Origin of the sequence: Streptomyces sp. cf386, from assembly GCF_900103585.1 — a bacterium.
In the GTDB taxonomy this organism is placed as follows: domain Bacteria; phylum Actinomycetota; class Actinomycetes; order Streptomycetales; family Streptomycetaceae; genus Streptomyces.
The window spans coordinates 402,187-424,165 of sequence record NZ_FNHV01000003.1 but is presented as its reverse complement, the minus strand read 5'-3'; the positions used below and the strand labels follow the sequence as shown (position 1 = coordinate 424,165).

The window sequence follows — 21,979 nt, the reverse complement described above, 5'->3', positions numbered from 1 at the left end:
AAACGGCGGCGGTGGACGGCGGAAGGCGGGGCGGGGTGACGGCGCTCCGCTGGGGCTGCTGCCGCTGCCGCCGACGGACAAGGAGAAGTACTCCTACGCGCGCCGGCGTCTGTGGATCCTGACGATCAGTTCGCTGGTCAGTTTCTGCTGTCTGGTGATGAGTCAGTTCAAGCTGGCCCAGTCGACGCCGGTGCTGTGGATCTACACGCCGCTGCTGGTCTTCACGGTCCTCTACTACCTGGTGTCGCTGCGGGTGAACGGCTTCACCCGGGACTTCGACATCGCGCACCACAAGCGGCTGGTGCACAACTGGCGGCCCGAGGTGTACCCGACGGTCGACGTCTTCCTGCCGGTGTGCGGCGAGCCCATCGAGGTGCTGCACAACACCTGGCGGCATGTGCGGGAGATGGCCGACCGGTATCCGGGTGTCTGCGTGCCGTTCGTGCTCGATGACGGGGCCAGTCCCGAACTGGCCGCCATGGCACGGGACTTCGGGTTCCGCTACGGCACCCGGGAGAACCGGGGCTGGTTCAAGAAGGCCGGCAACCTGCACTTCGGGTTCGGGCAGTCCGACGGCCAGTACATCCTGATCCTGGACGCCGACTTCACTCCGCGCGCCGATCTGCTCCAGGAGCTGCTGCCGTACATGGAGGCGGACCCGCGCATCGGGATCGTCCAGTCGCCGCAGTACTTCCGGGTGCTGGACTCGCAGAACTGGATCGAGCGCGGCGCGGGCGCGGTGCAGGAGCTGTTCTACCGGTCCGTGCAGGTGTCGAGGCAGGGCAGCGACGGCGCGATCTGCGTCGGCAGCTGCGCGGTGTACCGGCGGGCGGCCCTGGAGACCAACGGCGGTACGACGCTGATCGAGCACTCCGAGGACGTGCACACCGGGTTCGATCTGCGCGGGCTCGGCTGGGATCTGCGGTATGTGCCGGTCGCCGTGTCGACGGGGGTGTGCCCGGACACCGCGGGTGCCTTCTTCAACCAGCAGTACCGCTGGTGCTCCGGCTCGATGAGCCTGCTCGGCAGCCGGAAGTTCTGGCAGGCGAAGATCAGGCTCTCCAGCCGCCTGTGTTACATGTCCGGCTTCTTCTACTACATCCACACGGCGCTGTTCACCTTCGCCGCCCCGGTCATCCCGATCGTGCTGCTGATCATGATGCCGGAGAAGCTGATGGTCGAGCATCTGGTCCTGGTGCTGCCCAGCATCATCTACACCACGATCATCTTCCCGATGTGGCACAAGGCGCCCTACCGCCTGGAGGCCTGGGCGGCCCGTCTGATGTACGGCTGGGCCCATGTCTTCGCCATCTGGGACATCCTCCGCAAAAACCGCATGGGCTGGCAGCCCACCGGCTCCTCCGGTGCCAAGAAGAACAAGACCCGGCGCTTCTGGATCGGCATGTGGGTCTGGAGCGGCGGCACCGCGCTGATCTGGGTCCTGGGAGCGGTCTACCGGTCGTTCACCATGGACGCCCCGGACTTCGCCCTGATCCTGTCCTCGGGGCTGTTCTACGCCCTCGTCGTGGGCCGGGTCCTGGTGCAGCCCCGCGAGAAGGCGGTGGCCTGATGAAGGCGTTCACCCGCACTCGTACGGCTCTGGCGGCCTGTCTGCTCGCCGGCGCGCTCGCCCTCACCGGCTGCTCGGTCCTCGGTGAGGACTCGGGCGGCTCCTCGGAGACCGGCCGGCAGGGCGAGGCCGGCGCCGACGCCGAGGCCAGTCCCGAGAGCGACGTGCCCTACGACGTCGTACCGCTGCTGAAGCCGGGCAAGAAGTACTTCGGCGCCGCGGTCGACGGTGCGCCGAACTCCATGAAGGGCCTCGACACATACACGAGGATGGTCGGCAAGCAGCCGAACCTCATCGAGTACTACGCCGCCTGGGGCGACGGCTTCGATGCCACCGGGGTGCGCAACGCCTGGCGTGAGGGCGCCATGACGCTGATGTCGTGGGAGCCCTTCGACACGCCGATCGCCGATATCGCGGCGGGCAAGTCGGACGCGTACATCAAGGAGTACGCGACGGCGGTCCGCAAGCTGAACCTGCCCGTCGTGATCTCCTTCGCCGACGAGTTCAACGGGCACTGGGAGAAGTGGGGCACGAAGGACGTGACCCCCGAGGACTACGTGGCCGCCTGGCGGCACATCCACGAGACCTTCATCGACGTAGGCGCCTCGAACGTCATCTGGGCCTGGTCGCCCAACATCGTCAACCCGGTCAAGAGCGTGAAGCTGAAGCCGTACTACCCGGGCGACGCGTACGTCGACTGGGTCGGCCTGATCGGCTACTGGACCATCGAGGAGGACGGCGCCTTCGACAGCGTCTTCGGGGCGACCCGGGACCAGGTCCGCACCTTCACCAAGAAGCCGATGATCCTGCTGGAGACCGCCGCGATGGCGGGTGAGCGGCGGCGTGCCGACATCCGCAATCTGTTCGCGGGCGTCACGGCGGACGACGACATGCTCGGCTTCGTCTGGTTCAACCACAAAAAGCGTGCCGACTGGCGACTGGAGGCGAGCCCGCTGGCGCTGAAGGAGTTCAAGCGCCTGGCCGCCGACGACAGCTTCGGCTTCGACGTCAGGAAGCCGTGATGACCTCCCGACACGATCACTACACGCCTCAGCCCTACGATCCGTACGCCGAGGAAGAGTCGGCCTCCAGCTGGTTCAACTCGAACGGGCAGCGGTCCGTTCAGCAGGGCTACGGGTACGACGACGGCCAGTACGGGCATCAGCAGGAGCAGTACCAGGAGTCGTACCAGGAGCAGTACCAGGAGCAGTACCAGGAGCCGTACCCGGCGCAGATCCCGCAGCAGCCGCAGGGGCAGCACGAGGACCAGCCGACGTACGCCCTGCGCACGGTCCAGTACCAGCAGGTGCCGGACGAGCCCGAGTACCACATCCCCGAAACGCCGGAAGCCGGCTGGGACATGGCCGCGAGCCGGCGGCGGGCCTGGGTCAGCCGGGCCGTGCTGCTGTGCATCATGGCCATCCAGGCGGCACTGTCGCTGCGGCTGTCCAACACCGCGTTCCAGGACGAGGCCCTGTACCTGGCGGCCGGCCACGCCGAGCTGGACCACCTGCTCAACGGCACCGAGCTGCCCCGCGACTACGCCGCGTACTTCTCCGGGTCGCCGCAGCTCTACCCGGTGCTCGCGGCGATCGTGGACGCGAAGTTCGGGCTGGCCGGGGCGCGCACCCTGAGCCTGTTCTTCATGCTCTGCACGACCGGGCTGCTGTATTCGTTCACGCGGCGCCTGTTCAACGAGCGGGCCGCGCTGGCCGCCGCCGCGCTCTTCGCGGTGCTCCAGTCGACCGTCGTCATGGGCTACTTCGCGACCTACGACGCGGCCGCGGTGTTCCTGCTCGCCCTGACGACCTGGATCGTCGTGCGCACCGACCGGGCGCCGGTGTTCGCCGTGCTGCTGGCCGCGCCCGTCGGGGTGCTGGCGGTCGGGGTGAAGTACGCCTCCGCGCTGTATCTGCCGACGATCGTCGTGCTGGCGCTGCTGACCGCGTGGCCGCACAAGGGCGGCAAGGCGTTCGCGCGGATGGTGCTGCTCGCCCTCGGCATCGGCGGTCTGCTGGCGGCGGGTATGTACACCACCGACCTGATGGCCGGTGTGCGCCAGACCACCACCGACCGGGCCAAGGGCACCGACACCACCGCGTTCCTGCTGGAGCAGACCGTCAAGTGGGGCGGGCTGATGTTCCTGGCCGCCGTGGGCGGCGCCATCTCGTACGTCCGGCGCAGCCGTATGAACGAGTCGCCGCTCGCCCTGCACCTGGGCAGCCCCGGCTGGCGCTGGCGGGCGCTGCTCGGCCTGGTGCTGTGCGGCACGGCCGTGCTGGCACCGGCGTACCAGATCCATCTGGGGACCGTGGTCTCGCTGTTCAAGCACGTCGGCTTCGGTCTGCTCTTCGCCGCGCCGATGGCCGGGGTGGGCGTGACCCGCCTGGTGGGCGCGCACTTCCGCTATCCCCAGCTCGGCATCATGCTCTGGACGGCAGTGCTGTGCCTGGGCATCCAGCAGGCGGACTGGCGTTTCGACATCTGGCCGAACGCCACGAAGATGATCAACTCCATCGAGCCCCATGTGGACCGCAAGGGCAACTACCTCGCGTCGACGCCCGAGGTGCCCGTCTATTACCTGTACGACAAGTCCAGTCACCGTCAGTGGCACAGCCTCTTCGGCATGGAGTACAAGGACGCCAAGGGCAAGTACTACAGCGGTGACGAGGCCTACAAGGCGGCCGTCAAGGACGGCGACTTCGACCTGATCGTCCTCGACGGGCTCACCAACCCGAGGGTGGACGACATCATCGCCGCCGCGACCAAGGGCAACTCGCACTACCGGCTGCTGGCCGAGATCCCGTTCCGCAACGCGAACGGCACGAGCGAGTACCGCATCTGGATCAAGACCTCCTGAGCATCAAGACCTCCTGAGCATCAGGACCTCCTGAGCATCAGGACCTCCTGAGCGCGTCCGCGCTGAAGCAAGAAAGGCGCCGTACCCATGCGGCTCACCGTCATCGGCACCGGCTACCTCGGTGCCACCCACGCCGCCTGCATGGCGGAGCTCGGCCACGAGGTCCTCGGCGTCGACGTCGACCCGGACAAGGTCGCCGCGCTGCAGGCCGGCCGGGTGCCGTTCCACGAGCCCGGGCTGCCCGAGCTGATCGCCGAGCACACGGCGAGCGGGCGGCTCAGGTTCACCACCGACTACGCGGAGGCCGGGGCCTTCGCGGACGTGCACTTCGTGTGTGTCGGGACGCCTCAGCTGGGGGGCTCCGAGGGCGCGGATCTGACGTACGTCGACTCCGCCTTCGCGGCCATCGCCGAGCACGCCGCCCCCGACGCGCTGGTGGTCGGCAAGTCGACCGTGCCGGTGGGGACGGCGGGTCGGCTCGCGGACACGCACGCATGTGTCGAGGTCGCCTGGAACCCGGAGTTCCTGCGGGAGGGGTTCGCGGTCGAGGACACGTTGCGGCCGGACCGGCTGGTGTTCGGGGTGCGGTCGGAGCGTGCTGAAACGATCCTGCGGAAGGTGTACGCCTCCGTCCTCACCGCCGGGACCCCGCTCGTCACCGCCGACTTCCCGACCGCCGAGCTGGTCAAGACGGCCGCCAACGCCTTCCTCGCCACCAAGATCTCCTTCATCAACGCGATGGCGGAGGTGTGCGAGGCAGCGGGCGGTGACGTCGGCGTGCTCGCCGAGGCCATCGGGTACGACGACCGGATCGGCCCCAAGTTCCTGCGGGCCGGCGTCGGCTTCGGCGGGGGCTGTCTGCCCAAGGACATCCGCGCCTTCGCGCACCGCGCCGACGAGCTGGGGGTCTCCCTGGACTTCCTGCGCGAGGTCGACGCGATCAACATGCGGCGCCGCGACAAGGTGGTCGAGCTGGCCCGGGAGCAGTGCGGCGGCTCGGTGCTGGGGGCCCGGATCGCCGTACTCGGGGCCGCCTTCAAGCCGGACTCCGACGATATCCGTGACTCGCCCGCGCTCAATGTCGCAGCCCGGCTGCGCCTCGACGGCGCCGATGTCACGGTCTACGACCCCGAGGCGATGGACAACGCCCGCAAGGCGTTCCCGCTCCTCGGCTACGCGCTGTCGGCCGAGGAGGCGCTGGGGGGCGCCGATCTCGTGCTGCATCTGACCGAGTGGCCGCAGTTCCGGGAGATCGACCCGGAGCGGGCCCGGTCGCTGGTTTCCCGTCCGCGGATCGTGGACGGGCGGGGGGTGCTCGACGCGGACCGCTGGACCGCGGCGGGCTGGCGGTTCCGGGCGCTGGGAAGGACCGCGCCCGTTGGGGAGGGGCTCCGGTAGGGGCTCCTAGGGGAGGGAAAGAGAAAGACATGACGGGACGTGACAGCCACGACAGACACCCGGGCGTACCGGTCACTGTCGTGATGCCGACGTACAACGAGGCCGCGAACCTGCCGCGGATGGCCGAGCTGGTGCTGGGCCTGCCGATCGACGGGCTGCACCTGAAGATCGTCGACGACTCCAGCCCGGACGGCACCGGGCGGCTGGCCGAGGAACTGGCCGAGAAGTACAACACCGACCAGCCCGCCGGCCGGCGCCGGATGAGCGTGCTGCACCGCACCGAGAAGGACGGGCTGGGGCGGGCGTACGTCGCGGGCATGAGCGCCGCGCTGACGGAGGGCGCCGCGTACGTCGTCCAGATGGACGCCGACGGCAGCCACCCGGCGGAGGCGGTGCCGCGGATGCTGGGGACGGCCGTGGCCTCCGGGGTGGGCCTGGTCGTCGGCAGCCGGTACGTCGAGGGCGGCTCGCTCGACGAGGACTGGGGCATGCACCGCGTTCTGCTGTCCCGGTTCGCCAATCGCTACGCCCGCACCGTGCTCGGCACGAAGATCCGGGACATCACGGCCGGGTTCAACCTGTGGTCGGCGGCGACCCTGCGGGACATCGACCTGGCCACCCTGGACAGCGCGGGCTACAGCTTCCAGGTCGAGCTCAAGTTCAAGGCCGTACGGGCCGGGCACAGCGCGGTGGAGATCCCGATCCGCTTCGAGGAGCGGACCGAGGGTGTGTCGAAGATGACGCTGAAGACGCAGCTGGAGTCGGCGGTGGTGCCGATCCGGCTGCGTATGAAGCACCGGTGAGGGTGAGGGTGTAGGGGGGAGTAGTACGAATGAGCTGCGGCGGTGATCGACTGCATGTCGACCACCGCCGCAGCTCACCCGCTACTCGTCACTCGTCCTACTCGTTGGCCGCCGCCGACGCCTGGACCTCGCCCCGCGTGCGGATCTGGCGGAACGTGAAGGCCTTCAGGTTGTTGCTGGTCTGGTAGACCGCCGTGTCCTTGTTCGTCACGTCCTTGCCGCTGGTGAAGCCGGTGATGGTGAAGTAGGCGTAACGGCCGTAGGAGTTGGCGGACATCAGGCAGACGGTGGAGTTGCAGAAGCCACCGATGCCCTTGCCGGAGAGCGACCTGAGGAAGTCCTTCTGGGGGTCGGCCTTGCTCGCGGCCTTGGTGGCCTGGGCCTCGGTGTCGAAGACGGCCACGCCGACCGTCACCGCGATGCCGCCCTTGACGTAGGAGACACGCAGCATGCGGGTGCAGTCGTTGGCGGTGAGGATCTTCGGGAGCCCGCCCTTGGCGACCGCCGAGCAGCTCTTCGTGTCGTCCGTCGCGCCCTTCTTGTACAGCGTCCCGGCCTCGGTGAGCTGTGTGCCCGGGAACAGGATCTGTGCGCCGAGCGGAGCGGTGTCCTTGCTCTTGTCGGAGACGAAGTCCTTCGGGTCCAGCGGCGGCGGAGCGCTCGTCGACGCGAACGACGGGGCCTTGGCGGTGGCGCCCGGCAGTGCCGCGGTCCCGGACTGCCCCGAAGTCGGATTGTTGTCGGCGGAGTTGCCGCTGTTCGCCGAGACCACGGCCACGGCGACGGCGGTGCCGACCGCGATGGTGGCGAGCGCGCCGCCGCCGATGAACAGCAGCCGGCGCCGCTTGTTGCGCGACTCGGAGGCCTCAGCGAGGGCGGCCCAGTCCGGAGTTTCGTCGCCGCCGCCGCTGCTCCACGGCTGCTGGGAGTGCGGTTTCCAGGGATCCCACTGGGACTGCGGTCCCCCCTGCTGCCCATAGCTCATGGGGCGCATCTTAGACGGGTCGCGGGTGTGCCGCTCCGCCCCAAGGAGCCCAAGGGCACCTAGCGTTCAGTCGATGAGCGAGCACAAAAGCGACATCTCCGGGTGGTTGGTACGACGGGCGACGTGGCATCTGTGGGTGGTGCTCGGGGCCGTGCTGGCGGCGCTGGTGGTGCGTACGGCGCGTGTGACCTCGGACGGAGGGATGGACAACGCCATCGTCGTGCGGGCGGCGCGGGTCTGGCTGGCCGGGGGCTCGCCGTATGACGACTCCCACTTCCTTTATTTGCCGAGCGCGGTGCTGGCGGCGGCTCCGCAGGCGGTGATTCCGCGGGGTGTGCTGGGTGTGCTGGTGCCGGTGGCGGTGACCGGGTGTCTGGTGGGTGGCTGGGTGTGCGCGCTGCGGCTGCACGGGGTTCCGTTGCGCAGCCGCTTCGCTGCGCTCGGTCTGATCGGGCTCGCGGTGGGGTTCGCTCCGTTCGCCCACCTGGTGCTGCTGGGGAACTGGACGGCTACGGCCGTGCTCGCGCTGCCGTGGGGGCTGTTGCTGGCGGGGCGGGGGCGGTGGGTCGCGGCGGGGGTGGTGATCGGGGCGGCCGTCGCGTTGAAGCCGTTGCTGGCGCCGGTGGGGTTGCTGTTCGTGTTCGCGGGGCGGTGGCGGGGGCTGGGGGTGATGGCCGGGGTGCCGGTGGTGGCGTCCGTGGGGGCGGCGTTGCTGCTGCCGGATCCTGCGGGGTTCTTTACGCGCACGCTGCCGTTTCTGCTGCGCGGTGGTGATGGGTTTGTGCGGCTGTACGAGGCCTCGCCGATTGCGGTGCTGCCGAGGGTGGGGGTGCCGGGGGTGGTGGCCGCGGGGGGTGCGGTGGTGGCTGCGGGGGTGGGGGTGGGGTGTGCGTACCGGCGGTGGTGGTGGCGGGGTGGGGGCGCGGGTGGAGGTGCGGGGCGGTTGGCGGAGACGGCGGCGATGCTGATGCTCTCGGCGTTTCTGGTCTCCAGGCCGTCGTACGACCACTATCTGCTGGTTGTGGTGCCGCTGCTGGTGGCGGGGGTGCCGGGGGAGGGGGCGGTGGGTCGGGGGCCTTGGTTGTGGGTGGCGATGGTTTCGCAGGTTCCCGGTGTGAGCTGGCCCTATCTGGAAGCCGTGCAGCGGAGGGCCTTCCGGGATGCGGTCACGCTGTGTGGTCTGGCGGTGGCGCTCGCCGTTCACTGCTGCCGGTTCGGTCGGGATCTCTCGCCCCCGCCGCCCCTGCCCGTCCCATCCTCCAGGGGCTCTGCCCCTTCGACCCCGGGCCGCCTTTCTGGGGGCTCCGCCCCCAGACCCCCGTTCCGGCCCTGAAGGGGCCTCGTCCTCAAACGCCGGACGGGCTGAAATGCCTGGGCCTCGTCCGCAGGCGCACGCCGGGCGGCAACCCGTTTTGACCCGGCCGAGCCGTCGCAGGTATCCTGCATGTTCGTTGTGTATTGGCTTGCTCATTCTCACGGGACGGGCCCTTACACCGGTCCACCGGGCCGATGACCAGCAACCCCACGTACGCGGTATGCGTCGCCGCAGTGGCTCAGGCTGTCGTGATCGTTTCGGTGACCTTGTCAGGACCATTCACTCGAAGCGAAGGCTACGAACCGTGCGTACGTACAGCCCCAAGCCCGGCGATGTGACGCGCCAGTGGCACGTCATTGACGCTCAGGACGTCGTCCTGGGCCGTCTCGCCAGCACCGCCGCCTCCATTCTGCGGGGCAAGCACAAGCCGATCTACGCGCCCCACGTCGACACCGGTGACTTCGTCATCATCATCAACGCCGACAAGGTGCACCTCTCCGGCAACAAGCGGACCCAGAAGATGGCGTACCGCCACTCCGGCTACCCGGGTGGTCTGCGCTCCGTCCGTTACGACGAGCTCCTCGACAAGAACCCCGAGAAGGCCATCGAGAAGGCCGTCAAGGGCATGCTCCCCAAGAACACGCTGGGCCGTCAGATGCTCTCGAAGCTGAAGGTCTACAAGGGTGACCAGCACCCGCACGGCGCGCAGCAGCCGCAGCCGTACGAGATCACCCAGGTCGCGCAGTAAGTCCGGCCACCCCCTAAGCCTGAAGAGAATCTGAGGAGAATCGTGGCCGAGACCACTGCCGAGCAGCCGCTCGAAGAGCTTGACATCGACAGCTACACCACCGAGTCCGAGGTTCCGGTGGAGGGTGAGTACACCTCCGAGTCCCTCGCCTCGCGCTTCGGTGAGCCCCAGCCCGCCGCCGGCCTGGGTCGTCGTAAGAACGCCATCGCCCGGGTGCGCATCGTGCCGGGCAGCGGCAAGTGGAAGATCAACGGGCGTACGCTCGAGGACTACTTCCCGAACAAGGTGCACCAGCAGGAAGTCAACGAGCCCTTCAAGGTGCTCGAGCTCGAAGGTCGCTACGACGTCATCGCCCGCATCGCCGGTGGCGGTGTCTCCGGTCAGGCCGGTGCGCTCCGTCTCGGTGTCGCCCGCGCGCTGAACGAGGCCGACGTCGACAACAACCGCGGCCCGCTGAAGAAGGCCGGCTTCCTCAAGCGCGACGACCGTGCGGTCGAGCGCAAGAAGGCCGGTCTGAAGAAGGCCCGCAAGGCCCCGCAGTACAGCAAGCGCTAAGCGCGGGCTGCCTCTGCACGTACTCCGGTACTCCGAACGCCCCGGCGGCACGCCACAGTGCCACCGGGGCGTTCGTTTTATCACCGGCCTCGGGCGTATAACGGCACAAGGCGTTCAAAGGCTTGTGTGATCCGATGCCCCCGGCATGGAATGCCTGGGAGGCGGGAGCCCCCGGCGGCGTATCGCACACGCCGGCTCCGCTTCCCGGAACTGATGTTTCCTCAGGAGGACAAGTGGGACGACTCTTCGGCACGGACGGCGTGCGCGGCGTCGCCAACGCGGATCTGACGGCCGAGATGGCGCTCGGTCTGTCGGTGGCGGCGGCGCACGTACTGGCCGAGGCGGGCACCTTCGAGGGCCACCGGCCGACCGCGGTGGTCGGACGGGACCCGCGTGCGTCCGGGGAGTTCCTGGAGGCCGCCGTGGTGGCCGGCCTGGCGAGCGCGGGTGTCGATGTGCTGCGGGTCGGTGTGCTGCCGACGCCCGCGGTGGCGCATCTCACCGGCTCGCTCGGCGCCGACCTCGGCGTCATGCTCTCCGCCAGCCACAACGCCATGCCCGACAACGGCGTCAAGTTCTTCGCCCGCGGCGGCCACAAGCTCGCCGACGAGCTGGAGGACCGTATCGAGTCCGTGTACGAGTCCCACCGGCACGGTGAGCCGTGGGAGCGGCCGACCGGTGCGGGCGTCGGGCGGGTGCGGTCGTACGACCAGGGGTTCGAGGAGTACATCGCCCACCTTCTCGGCGTGCTGCCCAACCGGCTGGACGGGCTGAAGATCGTCCTCGACGAGGCGCACGGTGCAGCGGCGGGCGTCTCGCCGGAGGCCTTCGCGCGGGCCGGGGCCGACGTGGTCACGATCGGGGCCGAGCCGGACGGGCTCAACATCAACGACGGGTGCGGGTCCACGCATCTGGACAAGCTGAAGGCCGCCGTCATCGAGCACGGGGCCGCGCTGGGGATCGCGCACGACGGTGACGCCGACCGTTGCCTCGCCGTGGATCACAGCGGGGACGAGGTGGACGGGGACCAGATCCTCGCCGTCCTCGCCCTGGCCATGCGGGAGCGGTCCGAGTTGCGGGCCGACACCGTGGTCGCGACCGTGATGTCCAACCTCGGCTTCAAGCTGGCCATGGAGCGTGAGGGCATCGCGCTGGTGCAGACCGCGGTCGGTGACCGGTATGTGCTGGAGGAGATGAAGGAGCGCGGGTACGCCCTGGGGGGCGAGCAGTCCGGGCATGTCATCATCCTCGATCACGCCACGACCGGTGACGGTACGTTGACCGGGCTGCTGTTGGCGGCGCGGGTCGCGCAGACCGGGCGTTCGCTGCGGGATCTTGCCTCCGTGATGGAGCGGCTGCCGCAGGTGCTCATCAATGTGCCGGATGTGGACAAGTCCCGGGTGAAGACCTCAGCCGACCTCGCTGCCGCTGTCGACGACGCGGAACGCGAACTGGGCTCGACGGGGCGGGTGTTGCTGCGGTCGTCGGGGACGGAACCGCTGGTGCGGGTGATGGTCGAGGCGGCCGACATCGATCAGGCCCGGTCCGTTGCCGGGCGCTTGGCCGATGCGGTGAAGTCGGCGCTGGGCTAGTCCCACGGCTCACCGGGCGTATGTCACTCGAATGTACGTCGCAAAGAGTGCGTGCCTGATCACTGATTGTTTCACTTGCGTCGAGGGGGGTGCGCCCGGCACTGCCCGGGCACCTGCCTCGACGGAAGAGAGAAACACAGCATGAAGATCGTGAGCACTCCCCTGAAGCGGGCGGTCGGCCCGGTGCTGGCCGCCGGCTTCCTCGTCACCGCGCTTGCCACCCCGGCCGCGGCCCAGACCCCCGGTTCCACCGTGTTCCGCCTCTTCGGCAGCGCCTACCTCAGCGCGCGTGCCGGTGTGGCGAACCAGGTGACGGCCACCGTGTCCGGCGGACGGCTGATCCTCGCGGACACCACGGGCGTCACGGTGGGAATGGGGTGCGTCCGGCTGTCCGCCACCAGCGCCGACTGCGGCAGCGTCGCCACCACCAGCGGGCTCTCGGTCGGGCTGGTCGACGGGAACGACAGCTTCAACGGGTCGAGCATCGCGCTCCGCACCCTCGTCGACGCCGGCCCCGGCTCCGACACCGTGACGACCGGCTCCGGCAGGGACACGATCGGCGTGAGCGACGGCTTCGCCAACGACACGGTGAACTGTGGCGCCGGCTCCGACGTGGTGTTCCGCGACCTCGGTGACAGCATCGCCGCGAACTGCGAAGTGCGGTACTAGCGCCGGACAGGGCCCTAGAGGCCGCTCGCCTTCGCCGTCCGCTCGCGCTGCCTGGCCCACAGCCACTTCTGGGCCAGCAGCGTGAGCGTGCCCGCCAGGATGATGCCGAGCAGGTTGAGCAGGAGTTGCTCGGTGGAGCCCCACGCCTGCCTGTACTCGTTGTAGCTGAACGCCACCGCTGCGTTCGCCGCGGCCGGGACCGTGGTCACCGAGATGGCGACACCCACCAGAGCGCCGGACTTGGCCGAGGTCAGGGACAGGGTGCCCGCGCAGCCCGCGAGGACGGCCACGACGAAGGAGAACCAGTCGGGCCGGTAGATGAAGTTCGTGTTGGGGCGTTCGGCGTCCAGCTGTTCCACGCTGAACAGGCCTACGGAGTCCATGAAGTGGCTGAAGCCCACCGTGACCAGCATGGCCACCGCGAAGCCCACCAGCAGCGCGATCAGTGAGCGCAACGCCAGGCGCGGCGCCCGCTGGACGATCGCCGTGCAGAAGCCTGCCAACGGGCCGAACTCCGGGCCGACCGCCATCGCGCCCACGATCAGGATCGCGTTGTCCAGCACCACACCGCAGGCCGCGATCATCGTGGCCAGCGTGATGAAGGAGAGGTAGGTGACGGAGAGGGTCGACTCCTCGTGCGTGGCGTCCGCGAGGTGCTCCCACAGCACCGCGTCCGCGCCCTCGCCGGGGGCCTCCTCCTCGGCCTTGTCGGCCCGCTTCGACAGCGACAGGTCGATGTTCTCGACGGCGATGGACCCGGACTCCTCGATGCCCAACTCCTGGAGGTTGGTGAGGAGTTCGTCGCCCGCCTCGCGTGCCACGTCACACAGCACCAGGTCCCCGGCGGGGTTGCGCGCGGCGCCGGGCACGACGGCGAGGTGGGCCGTTCCTGCCGTCTTCTCGATCAGGCGGACCACGTCGTCGGTCTTGTCGGACGGCGTGATCAGGCGGAGGTGGAGCATGGGGGCAGCGTAGTCGTCAGAGTTTGCGCAGGCTCAGCCGCTGCACCTTGTGGTCCGGGCCCTTGCGTACGACGAGGGTGGCTCGGCCGCGGGTGGGGGCGATGTTCTCCACCAGGTTGGGCTTGTTGATGGTGCGCCACATCGTGCCGGCGTAGTCGAGGGCCTCCTCCTCGGACACCTGGGTGTACTTGCGGAAGTACGAGGACGGGTTCTGGAAGGCCGTCTCGCGCAGCCGCTTGAAGCGGTTGAGGTACCAGTGCTCGATGTCCTCGGTGCGGGCGTCGACGTACACGCTGAAGTCGAAGTAGTCGGCGAGGCCGACACGGGTGCGGCCGTCCTTGCCGGGGAGGGCGGGCTGGAGGACGTTCAGGCCCTCGACGATCAGGATGTCGGGGCGGCGGACCGTGAGCTTGCGGTCCGGGACGATGTCGTAGATGAGGTGGGAGTAGACGGGGGCCGTGACCTCGTCCTTGCCCGCCTTGATGTCGGCGACGAAGCGGGTGAGCGCGCGGCGGTCGTAGGACTCGGGGAAACCTTTCCGCGACATCAGGCCGCGGGCCTGGAGCTCCTTGGTGGGCAGGAGGAAGCCGTCCGTGGTGACCAGTTCGACGCGCGGGTGCTCGGGCCAGCGGGAGAGCAGGGCCTGCAGGAGTCGGGCGACCGTGGACTTTCCTACGGCGACCGAGCCGGCGACTCCTATCACGAACGGGGTGCCGGACTGGGAGCCCTGCTCGCCGAGGAAGGTGTTCAGGGCGCCGCGCAGGCCGTCGGTGGCGCCCACGTAGAGGTTGAGGAGGCGGGAGAGCGGGAGGTAGATGTCGCGGACCTCGTCGAGGTCGATGACGTCACCGAGACCGCGCAGCTTCTCGACCTCCTCCGCGGTGAGCGGCAGCGGGGTCTTGTCGCGCAGCGCGCTCCACTCGGCGCGGGTGAGATCGACGTAGGGAGTCGCCTCCGGCCGCTGCCGGTGGGCGCTCCGGGGCATCGAGGAGACCGGAGAGATCACAGTCCATTGTTAACGGAGTTTGAACGGGGTGGGGGGTGGGGTGCGTCACGCCCGGATGCGGGGCAGGTGCGGATCAGCTTCCCGGTGGCACGAACGTGGGTCTCAGGGCGGGCGGCAGGTCGGACATCATGCCGAAGACCAGGACACGTTCCGGGCTCATGGTGTCGTTGTCCGGCGTCGCGATGACTCCCGCCGAGAGCAGGATCTTGATCAGCGTGCTCTGCATGTGCTGACCGATCATCCCGGGGTAGCGGGCGGCCGGTGTGCCAGGACCGCCGGACGTGAGGCTGTCGACAGCCGCCTCGACCATGCCGGGGTCGCAGCGCCACCCCACGGACACCGGCGCCGAGGCCGTTTCCGCGTCGGGCTCCACCTGGACCACGGCGCCGGCTCGGTCCGCCGGTGCGGTTCCTCCGTCGAGGAAGGCGGGCAGGCCGGCGCGCCGCAGCGCCTGGACCGCCTCGTCGGCCAGCTCGTTGCGGACGGCGAGGACTTCATCGGATGCGCGGGCGAAGCCGTAGTCGGACATGGTCCTTCTTCTCCTGGCGGGGGTGGGGTGGGCGTCGCGCGGACGCCCACCCCACCCGACTGACTGCTTACTCCTCGGCGGACTGTTCGGCGGACTGCTTGGCGGACCGCAAGGATCTTCCCTCGAACTTCGAGATCTTGGACCAGAGGAGATCCCCGGAGCCGGGCCCGTTGGGCACCACCCAGGAGATCGGAGTCCCCGGTTCGAGTACGTCGTTCAGCAGTGGCTGGCACACGTCACAGGGGCTTCGGTCGCTGTACAGCTCGGTGATCTTCTTCGGGTCGACGTCCTTTGCCTTCAGCTGGTCGAGGATGTGGTTCTCCGAGTGGTAGTTGTTCCCCTTGCTGAAACCGACCACGAGATCGCCGGTCTTGGGGTCGTTCCACCCCGGAACCCGGGCCACCGCGACGTTCCGGCCCGTGCTGATTCCGGCTGCCTTCCTGGCCTTGTACGCCATGAGAGCGAGATCGGTGCTTCCGTACGCGATCGCCCCCTTGCACGGATCGGCGCTGCTCGCGGCCGCGGCACGCAGGGATCTCCTGGTGCACTGTTCGAGCAGCTCGTTGAGGACCTTCGCCCCGATGCCCTCGATGGCGGCTTCGGTGAGGCCGACGGCGCGCAGGCCCTTCCAGGCGTCCGCGAGTCCGATGCCGGTCCGCGCGGCGGCGTCCAGTGCTGTGACGGCGTCCGCGATGGGCCTGAGGATCTTGCCCGCGAAGAGGCTCGCCACATCCACGGCCGCCCAGGCGCAGCCGCCCCAGCTTCCGCCCGAGCCGCCCGGGGCGATCTTCTGGACGCACTTGATCCAGCTGCCGAAGAGGATGTCGATCGGGTCGATGTCCTTGTTGAACTCGGCGATCGTGATGTTGTGCGTGACCTCTGTGGACAGTTCCTCGGTCGGGAACTCGCCCAGGTACTTCGTCGCGGCGGAGGGGCACATGTACTTCTGCGGGTCCAGGTCCTCCGCGCTGCACATGTACACGTCGAGGATGGCCTTGAACCGGATCTTCGAGGTGATCGTGCAGTCGCCCTGGTAGAAGAGCTTGTCGATCCAGCCCTCGCAGCCGTCCGTCTGCTTCACGACCTGCGGATCGCCGATCTCCTGGAGATGGTCGACGACGTAGAACATGTTGCCGATGGCGGCACCGTTCTCGTCGACGACGGTTCCCGTCTCGATCTGCTGCCCGTTGCCCTGCTTCTCGGTCCGGTCGGCCGCTTCCTGGGCTTCCTGGGCGTACTTGTCGGCGTCCTTGGCCGCTTCCTCCGCCTCCGTCGCCGCCGCGTCCGCGCGGTCGGCCGCCGCTCGGGCGTCCTTGGCGGCCTGTTCGGCCTCCGCCGCTGCCGCGCGGGCGGCTTCGGCGTCGAGGGCGGCCTGGTCGGCGGCGGAGCGGGCGTCGGTGGCGTAGCCCTCGGCCCGGCCGGCCGCCGCGTCGGCCGCTGCCGCGTCCTCGGTGGCCTGGCGGTCGTACTCGACCGTGCGGGCCAGTGACTGCGTGGCCTTGGCGGCGGCTTCGGCCGCGTCGGCCGCGTAGACTAGGGCCTCCTGGGCGTAGCCGCGGGCGTCCCTGGCGTAGCCGGCGGCCTTCGCCGCGTGCTGGAGGGCCGCCTTGGCGTCGCCCGTCGCCTGGTCCGCGATGGCCTGGGCGGCCTCGGCCTCCTCGAACGCGTTCCGGGCGTGCGCGACGGCGACGGCCTTCTGCTGATCGGCGATCGACTTCGACGCCTGCCCGCTCAGCACCACCAGGCTCGCGGCCGAGTCGGTGGTGAGGTAGGGCGAGCCCAGCTGGATGGCGTCGTTGGCCGGGGCGGCGACCTGCTCGGCGGACTTCGTCGCGTCCACCGCCGCCTGGGCGGTGACGTGGGCGAAGCCGGCCGCCTTGGCTGCCGCGACACGCGCCTTCGCGGCCTCGGCGAGCGCCGCGTTCGCGTGGCCTCGGGCCTCCTTGGCGTGCGCCTCGGCCTCGTCGGCCAGCTGCACCGCCGTCTTGGCCTCCTGGGCGGCGTGTGCGGCGGCCTTGACGGCGTCGGCGACCGCCGCGGTGGCGGTGCGTACGGCGGCGTCGGCCTTCAGCTTGGCGGCCTGGGCGGCGTCCGAGTCGGCACGCGCACGCTTGGCGGCGGCCTCGGCGCGGGTGGCGGCGGCGTCCGCCTCGGCGGCGGCCCGGGTGGCGGCGTCCGCGGCGGAACGGGCGTTCACCGCGGCCGTCTCGGCTATGTCCGCCTGGCTGTCCGCCTCGTCGGCGGCGCCGCGGGCGGCGTCGGCCGCCTCGCCCGCGTCCAGGGAGTTGGCGTAGGCGTCCTTGGCGTCGGCCTTGGCGCGCGCGGCGTCGGCCTTCTGCTCGGCCTCCCACGCGTCGTCCCGCTTGGCCTTGGCGTTGTCGCGGGCCGCGACCGCGTCGTCCCGCCTGCTCTGCGCGGTGCGGTCGGCGGTCTCGGCCTTGTCCTTGGCCTGCTTCGCCTTGTCCGCCTCGGCCTGAGCGGTCTGTTTGTGCTGGTTGGCCTCGGCCTGCTTGGCCTCGGCGGTCTCCTTCTCCTTCTTCGCGGTCGCTTCCTCGGCCTCGGCCGCCAGCCGCCGGGAGTGCGCCTCGGCGGCGGCCGCCTTGGCGTCGTTCTCGGCCTGGAGGGCGACGGCGAGCTTCGCCTCCGCGGTCTCCTTGTCCTTCTTGGCGTTGTCGCGGTGGACCTTCGCGGCGTCGGCGGCGGCCTTCGCCTGGAACTCCGCCTTCTCGGCGGCCTCCCGGCGGAACTCGGCCTTCACCTGCGCGGCCTGCGCCAGCGCCCGCTGGGTGATGGTCGCGCTGTCGGCGGCTGCGGCACGGGTGGCGGCCTCGGCGGTCTCGCCCGCCTTCACCATCGCTTCCAGCGCGGCGACCGCACCCTTGGTGACCTGCGCCTTCTGCTGGCCCACGAGCAGCCCACGGCCCCGGGGCGCGCCGTTGCCGTCGGCGATGGTGTACGCGGCCTGCTCGGCGGTGTCGGAGGCGGTGGCCGCCTTCTGCGCGGCGGTGAGCTGGCTCTTGAGGGCGGCGAGCTTGTTCGCCGCCCCGGCCTGGGCCTTGGCGATGTTGGCCTTGGCCTTGGTGAACTGGGCCGCCGGCGGAACCGTGCCGGTGTGGCCCGACGGCTTGATGGTGAGCTTCTGCGGGGTGCCGCCGGAGCAGGTCCACAGCCGGGAGTCCTGGCTGTTGTCGTACGTCGGAAGGTCCAGGCACTTGCCCGTGCCGACGTTCTTCAGCGGCGTGGCGGCGCGGACGTTGTACTCCCAGGTCTGTGCCGGGGAGCTGTTGCACGTCCACAGCTGGATCTTCGTGCCGTTCGCCGAGTTGTTGCTGGAGACGTCGACGCACTTGAGGGCCTTGACGTTGCGCAGGTGCAGGCCCTTGTCGTCGCCCTCGACCGTCCACTGCTGCCCGGCCGAGCCGTTGCAGGTGTAGATCTGGACGACGGTGCCGTTGGCCGTGCCGCCGCCCGCCGCGTCCAGGCACATGCCCGTCTTGCCGGTCACCTGGATCGTCGTCGGCGCGTCACCGATCCAGCCGACGCCGCCCTCGGACCAGTAGTCCTGCCAGCGGGTGAGCCGGTCGGCGGCCCAGGACTGGCCGAGCAGGTCGCCCATCGCCTTGGAGGCGGTGGTGAGAGCCGTGACGGCGTCCTTGTTGGCGGTCAGGATCTGGTTGCGCTGGGTGGCCTGGGAGGAGATCTCCTGCTGCCACTCGGCGGCGGCGGTGGAAGTGGCGTCGTTCAGCACGCCGTTGGGGTCGAGGGGGTCACGCCAGGCGCAGGTCGCGAACCGGGCCTTGAGGTTCTCGACCGCGATCCGGTACTCGGCGCTCTCCGGCGCCGGAGCGGTGCGGGGGAAACCCCCGGACTCCAGGAAGATCCGGGCGTCGTCCGCGCCCGCGTTCACCCCGGGCACTCCGTGCATCCAGGAGAACGCGTTCTGCTCGGCGAGGGCGCGGTTCCATTCGTCGGACGGCAGGCTCGGGTCCGGGTCCTTGCCGTAGAGCGGAGTCCCCAGGGTGTCGACCGCCTGGAGGGTCTTCGCGTCGGTCTCGGGAGTGGAGTCCTGGTAGAAGTCGTCGTCGTTCTTCCAGAAGCGTTCGGAGATCCACTTGGTCAGACCGGTCTGGCCGTAGAAGCTCTCCTGGCCGTCGTTGTTGGTGCCGGGCGGCCAGTGGAACCCGGTCTCGGTGAAGCCGGCCGGCGTCGTGAGTCCCTCGACGGGCGTGTGCCACGTGTCCCGGAGGGAGTTGATGGTGTCGAGTTCCCTGGCCGCCTGGTCGCGGTCCTTCTGGTACGACGTCGCCAGCGGCGTCTGCTGCCAGTGCTCGCGGTCGGCCAGGGTGTGCAGCTTGTCCTGCGGCTGGTTGAGCGCGTCCTGCGCGGTCGTGGCCATGGACGTCCCGCCCAGGCGCAGGACGCCGGTCATCAGGCACTGGTCCTGCCGCAGCTGTTCGGCGGCGGTGTCCTCGTACCAGGAGTACCTGTCACTCGCGGGGGCGGCGTCCTGCGCGGACGGCCGGACGACCGGACCCGAGCCGGCGGCGATGCCGGCCAGGAGCGCGGTGGCGAGGACGGGCGGGAGGACTCGGGTGGCTGTGGCGAGCCGTCTGAACAGGGATCTCGATGGTCTGGAGCGCAACTGCGTACCCCCTGTCAGGGGGAAGGAGGCCGCGGCTCGGTCGGGGCCGCCGCGCGGTGCGCAGGCACTGCGGCATGACGATGTGCCCCCCGTGGCGCGGTGACGCCGTTCCCCCGTCGCTGGCTTGAACTGAGCGCCGCCGGATTAGTCATGATCCGGTCAAGCGTGGGTCACTGTAAGCGGGGGGCGAGGGGGGTGGACAAGGGCTTTCTCGCTGGACGGACGGGGTGGCCTGAAGTCATCCATGGCGGGTGAGCGGTCGTGTGGGGCGTGCGATGCCTCTGCGTGCAGGGGGTTCCTGTGTTCCTTGTGTGGTCTTCCCGTGTGCCTGTTGGCCGGAGGGAGGGGTGAAGTTGGCCTGTTTCCGGCCTCCGTCCCGTCGGCGGTGGGCGGAAATCGGGGCAAACGGGGGAATGTCAGTGCTGTGCGTCACAGTTGTGGGAGAGGTGGGCTCAGGCCGGGTCCGCCAACCCCGAGGGGGTGGCCCATGACGTATGCGATCGAGGCGGAAGGCCTGGTCAAGCGGTTCAAGGAGACCGAGGCGCTGGCAGGGGTCGACCTGGGGGCCCGCAGGGGCTCGGTGCTCGGGCTGCTGGGGCCCAACGGCGCGGGGAAGACGACCGCGGTGCGGATCTTCGCGACGCTGCTCAGGCCTGATGCCGGCCGGGCCCGGGTGGCCGGGCACGACGTGGTCCGGGAGGCCGGGGTCGTACGCGCCATGGTCGGGCTGACCGGACAGTACGCGGCGGTGGACGAGAACCTGACCGGCACGGAGAACCTGCTGCTCATCGGGCGGTTGCTCGGTCTGCCGAGGAGGGAGGCCAGGGCGCGCGCGGCCGAGCTGCTGGAGCGTTTCCAGCTGACGGACGCGGCCGGGCGGGCCGTGAAGACCTTCTCGGGGGGTATGCGCAGGCGTCTGGACCTCGCGGCCAGCCTCGTGGGCCGGCCCAGCATCCTCTTCCTCGACGAGCCGACCACCGGCCTGGACCCGCACAGCCGCGGCGAGCTGTGGGACCTGCTGCGGAGCCTGGTCGCGGACGGTGCCACGGCCCTGCTGACCACGCAGTATCTGAACGAGGCCGATGTGCTCGCCGACGACATCGTGGTGATCGACAAGGGCCGGGTGATCGCCGAGGGCACCCCGGACCAGCTGAAGTCCCAGGTCGGCGGGCAGGTGCTGGAGCTGCGGCCGGTGCTGGGGCAGGACCTCGCGCGGGCGCACCAGCTGGTGGCCGGTGCCGCCGGCCCTCAGGCCCGCATCGAGGGCGAGATGATCACCGCCCCGGTGAAGGACCCCGAGCTGATGCCGGCCGTCGTGCGCACGCTCGACCGCGAGGGGATAGCGGTGGGCGAGCTCGCCCTGCGCCGCTCCTCGCTCGACGAGGTCTTCCTGTCCCTGACCGGCCATCGCGCCGAGCCGGGAGCACCCGAGGGCAACGGCGGCGCATCCGTCCGGGACGACGACGGCGAGCTGCAGCAGGCGGTGAGTCGGTCATGACCGCCACCACCACGACCATCACGGCGCCGATCACCAAGTCGGGCCGTGTGCGTCCGCTCGACGGGCTGCGGCAGACCTTCACCATGGCCTGGCGGAGCCTGGTCGCGGTCAAGCACAACCCGCTGGAGCTGGTCGACTACAGCATCACGCCCATCATGTTCGTGTTCCTCTTCACGTACGTCCTGGGCGGGCAGATGGCCGGGTCGCCCGAGGCGTATCTGAAGTACGCGTTGCCCGGGATCATCGTGCAGAACACCCTGTTCATGACGATGTACACGGCCATGGCGCTCAACACCGACCTCACCAAGGGCGTCTTCGACCGTCTGCGCAGCCTGCCGATAGCCCGCTCGGCCCCGCTCATCGGCCGCATCACCGCGGACCTCGCCAAGCATGTGTGGGCTCTCCTGCTGATGATCGGCCTCGGCCTGCTGCTCGGCTTCCGGGTCACGGGCGGTTTCGACGGCTTCCTGCTCGGGACGCTGCTCGTGGTGGTGTTCGCGGCGGCGGTGTCGTGGAGCGCGGTGCTGATCGGGATGCTCGCCGGGGACGCGGAGAAGGTGCAGGCGTTCGCCTTCACGCTCATCTTCCCGATCACCTTCACCAGCAGCGCGTTCGTCATGGTGGACACCATGCCGGGGTGGCTGCAGGCGTGGAGCGACGTCAATCCGGTGACACATCTGTCGGATGCGTTCCGGGGGTTGCTGCTGGGTGGGGCGGTGGCGGAGCCGGTGTTGTGGTCGTTGGTGTGGGCGGCCGGGATCGCGGTGGTGTTCTATCCGTTGGCCATGCGGGCCTATCGGGCGAAGACTTAGCTGCCGGGGCCTGGAAGCCCCTGGGCACGGGCACG

17 protein-coding genes are annotated in these 21,979 nt (G+C 69.7%); 12 read left to right on the top strand and 5 right to left on the bottom strand.

The genetic code is table 11. The features are described from left to right. The first annotated feature begins 154 nt into the window (after positions 1-154). The 5 genes from BLU79_RS09745 (at position 155) to BLU79_RS09725 (ending at position 6,631) form a co-directional block, all read left to right on the top strand. Positions 155-1,570 carry a glycosyltransferase family 2 protein gene (locus tag BLU79_RS09745; protein WP_093905512.1) on the top strand — a complete coding sequence of 472 codons (1,416 nt, stop codon included), beginning with the start codon at positions 155-157 and terminating at the stop codon, positions 1,568-1,570. Beyond that, a complete protein-coding gene (locus BLU79_RS09740; RefSeq protein ID WP_093905255.1) occupies positions 1,570-2,592 on the top strand; it encodes a glycoside hydrolase family 26 protein in 1,023 nt (340 codons plus the stop codon). Before BLU79_RS09745 ends, BLU79_RS09740 begins: the two co-directional genes overlap by 1 nt. Further along, positions 2,592-4,430, top strand: a complete 1,839-nt coding sequence (locus tag BLU79_RS09735) for an ArnT family glycosyltransferase (RefSeq protein WP_093905254.1) — start codon at positions 2,592-2,594, stop codon at positions 4,428-4,430. The genes BLU79_RS09740 and BLU79_RS09735 overlap by 1 nt, the downstream gene beginning before the upstream one ends. 87 nt (positions 4,431-4,517) lie before the next feature. Beyond that, positions 4,518-5,828, top strand: coding sequence for a UDP-glucose dehydrogenase family protein (locus BLU79_RS09730; protein ID WP_093905253.1), 1,311 nt, complete (start codon positions 4,518-4,520; stop codon positions 5,826-5,828). 29 nt (positions 5,829-5,857) lie between these two features. Beyond that, on the top strand, positions 5,858-6,631 hold the full coding sequence (locus tag BLU79_RS09725) for a polyprenol monophosphomannose synthase (protein WP_093905252.1): 774 nt from the start codon (positions 5,858-5,860) through the stop codon (positions 6,629-6,631). Between the two features lie 97 nt (positions 6,632-6,728). On the opposite strand, the gene BLU79_RS09720 is transcribed toward BLU79_RS09725, so the two are convergent. Beyond that, positions 6,729-7,616, bottom strand: coding sequence for a hypothetical protein (locus BLU79_RS09720; protein WP_093905251.1), 888 nt, complete (start codon positions 7,614-7,616; stop codon positions 6,729-6,731). A gap of 73 nt (positions 7,617-7,689) precedes the next feature. On the opposite strand from BLU79_RS09720, the gene BLU79_RS09715 reads away from it, so the two are divergent. The 5 genes from BLU79_RS09715 to BLU79_RS09695 all read left to right on the top strand — a co-directional run bounded on the left by BLU79_RS09715 (position 7,690) and on the right by BLU79_RS09695 (position 12,495). Beyond that, entirely contained in the window at positions 7,690-8,949 is a 1,260-nt protein-coding gene (locus BLU79_RS09715) for a glycosyltransferase family 87 protein (protein ID WP_093905250.1), read from the top strand. 286 nt (positions 8,950-9,235) lie between these two features. Then, positions 9,236-9,679: a 50S ribosomal protein L13 gene (rplM, locus tag BLU79_RS09710; protein ID WP_030046395.1), complete on the top strand. Its 444-nt coding sequence runs from the start codon at positions 9,236-9,238 to the stop codon at positions 9,677-9,679. A gap of 42 nt (positions 9,680-9,721) precedes the next feature. Further along, a complete protein-coding gene (rpsI, locus tag BLU79_RS09705) occupies positions 9,722-10,234 on the top strand; it encodes a 30S ribosomal protein S9 (protein WP_093905249.1) in 513 nt (170 codons plus the stop codon). Positions 10,235-10,467: 233 nt separating this feature from the next. Then, positions 10,468-11,826 (top strand): phosphoglucosamine mutase, encoded by a 1,359-nt coding sequence (gene glmM / locus BLU79_RS09700; RefSeq protein WP_093905248.1) that lies wholly within the window; start codon positions 10,468-10,470, stop codon positions 11,824-11,826. Positions 11,827-11,976: 150 nt separating this feature from the next. Further along, positions 11,977-12,495, top strand: a complete 519-nt coding sequence (locus BLU79_RS09695; RefSeq protein WP_143052478.1) for a hypothetical protein — start codon at positions 11,977-11,979, stop codon at positions 12,493-12,495. 14 nt (positions 12,496-12,509) lie between these two features. Here the strand turns inward: BLU79_RS09695 and BLU79_RS09690 are convergent, their stop codons facing one another. The 4 genes from BLU79_RS09690 to BLU79_RS09675 all read right to left on the bottom strand — a co-directional run bounded on the left by BLU79_RS09690 (position 12,510) and on the right by BLU79_RS09675 (position 19,421). Then, the gene (locus BLU79_RS09690; RefSeq protein WP_093905246.1) at positions 12,510-13,457 is read right to left on the bottom strand and encodes a DUF389 domain-containing protein; all 948 of its coding nucleotides are present in this window, start codon (positions 13,455-13,457) and stop codon (positions 12,510-12,512) included. 16 nt (positions 13,458-13,473) lie between these two features. Further along, the gene (gene coaA, locus BLU79_RS09685) at positions 13,474-14,442 is read right to left on the bottom strand and encodes a type I pantothenate kinase (RefSeq protein WP_177000955.1); all 969 of its coding nucleotides are present in this window, start codon (positions 14,440-14,442) and stop codon (positions 13,474-13,476) included. 94 nt (positions 14,443-14,536) lie between these two features. Continuing rightward, positions 14,537-14,992, bottom strand: coding sequence for a hypothetical protein (locus BLU79_RS09680; protein ID WP_093905244.1), 456 nt, complete (start codon positions 14,990-14,992; stop codon positions 14,537-14,539). 67 nt (positions 14,993-15,059) lie between these two features. Further along, the gene (locus BLU79_RS09675) at positions 15,060-19,421 is read right to left on the bottom strand and encodes a ricin-type beta-trefoil lectin domain protein (RefSeq protein WP_256333254.1); all 4,362 of its coding nucleotides are present in this window, start codon (positions 19,419-19,421) and stop codon (positions 15,060-15,062) included. A 700-nt stretch (positions 19,422-20,121) separates the two neighbouring features. On the opposite strand from BLU79_RS09675, the gene BLU79_RS09670 reads away from it, so the two are divergent. Both BLU79_RS09670 and BLU79_RS09665 read left to right on the top strand, forming a co-directional pair. Next, entirely contained in the window at positions 20,122-21,132 is a 1,011-nt protein-coding gene (locus BLU79_RS09670; RefSeq protein ID WP_093905242.1) for an ATP-binding cassette domain-containing protein, read from the top strand. Continuing rightward, on the top strand, positions 21,129-21,944 hold the full coding sequence (locus BLU79_RS09665; protein WP_093905241.1) for an ABC transporter permease: 816 nt from the start codon (positions 21,129-21,131) through the stop codon (positions 21,942-21,944). The genes BLU79_RS09670 and BLU79_RS09665 overlap by 4 nt, the downstream gene beginning before the upstream one ends. Positions 21,945-21,979 lie beyond the last annotated feature (35 nt).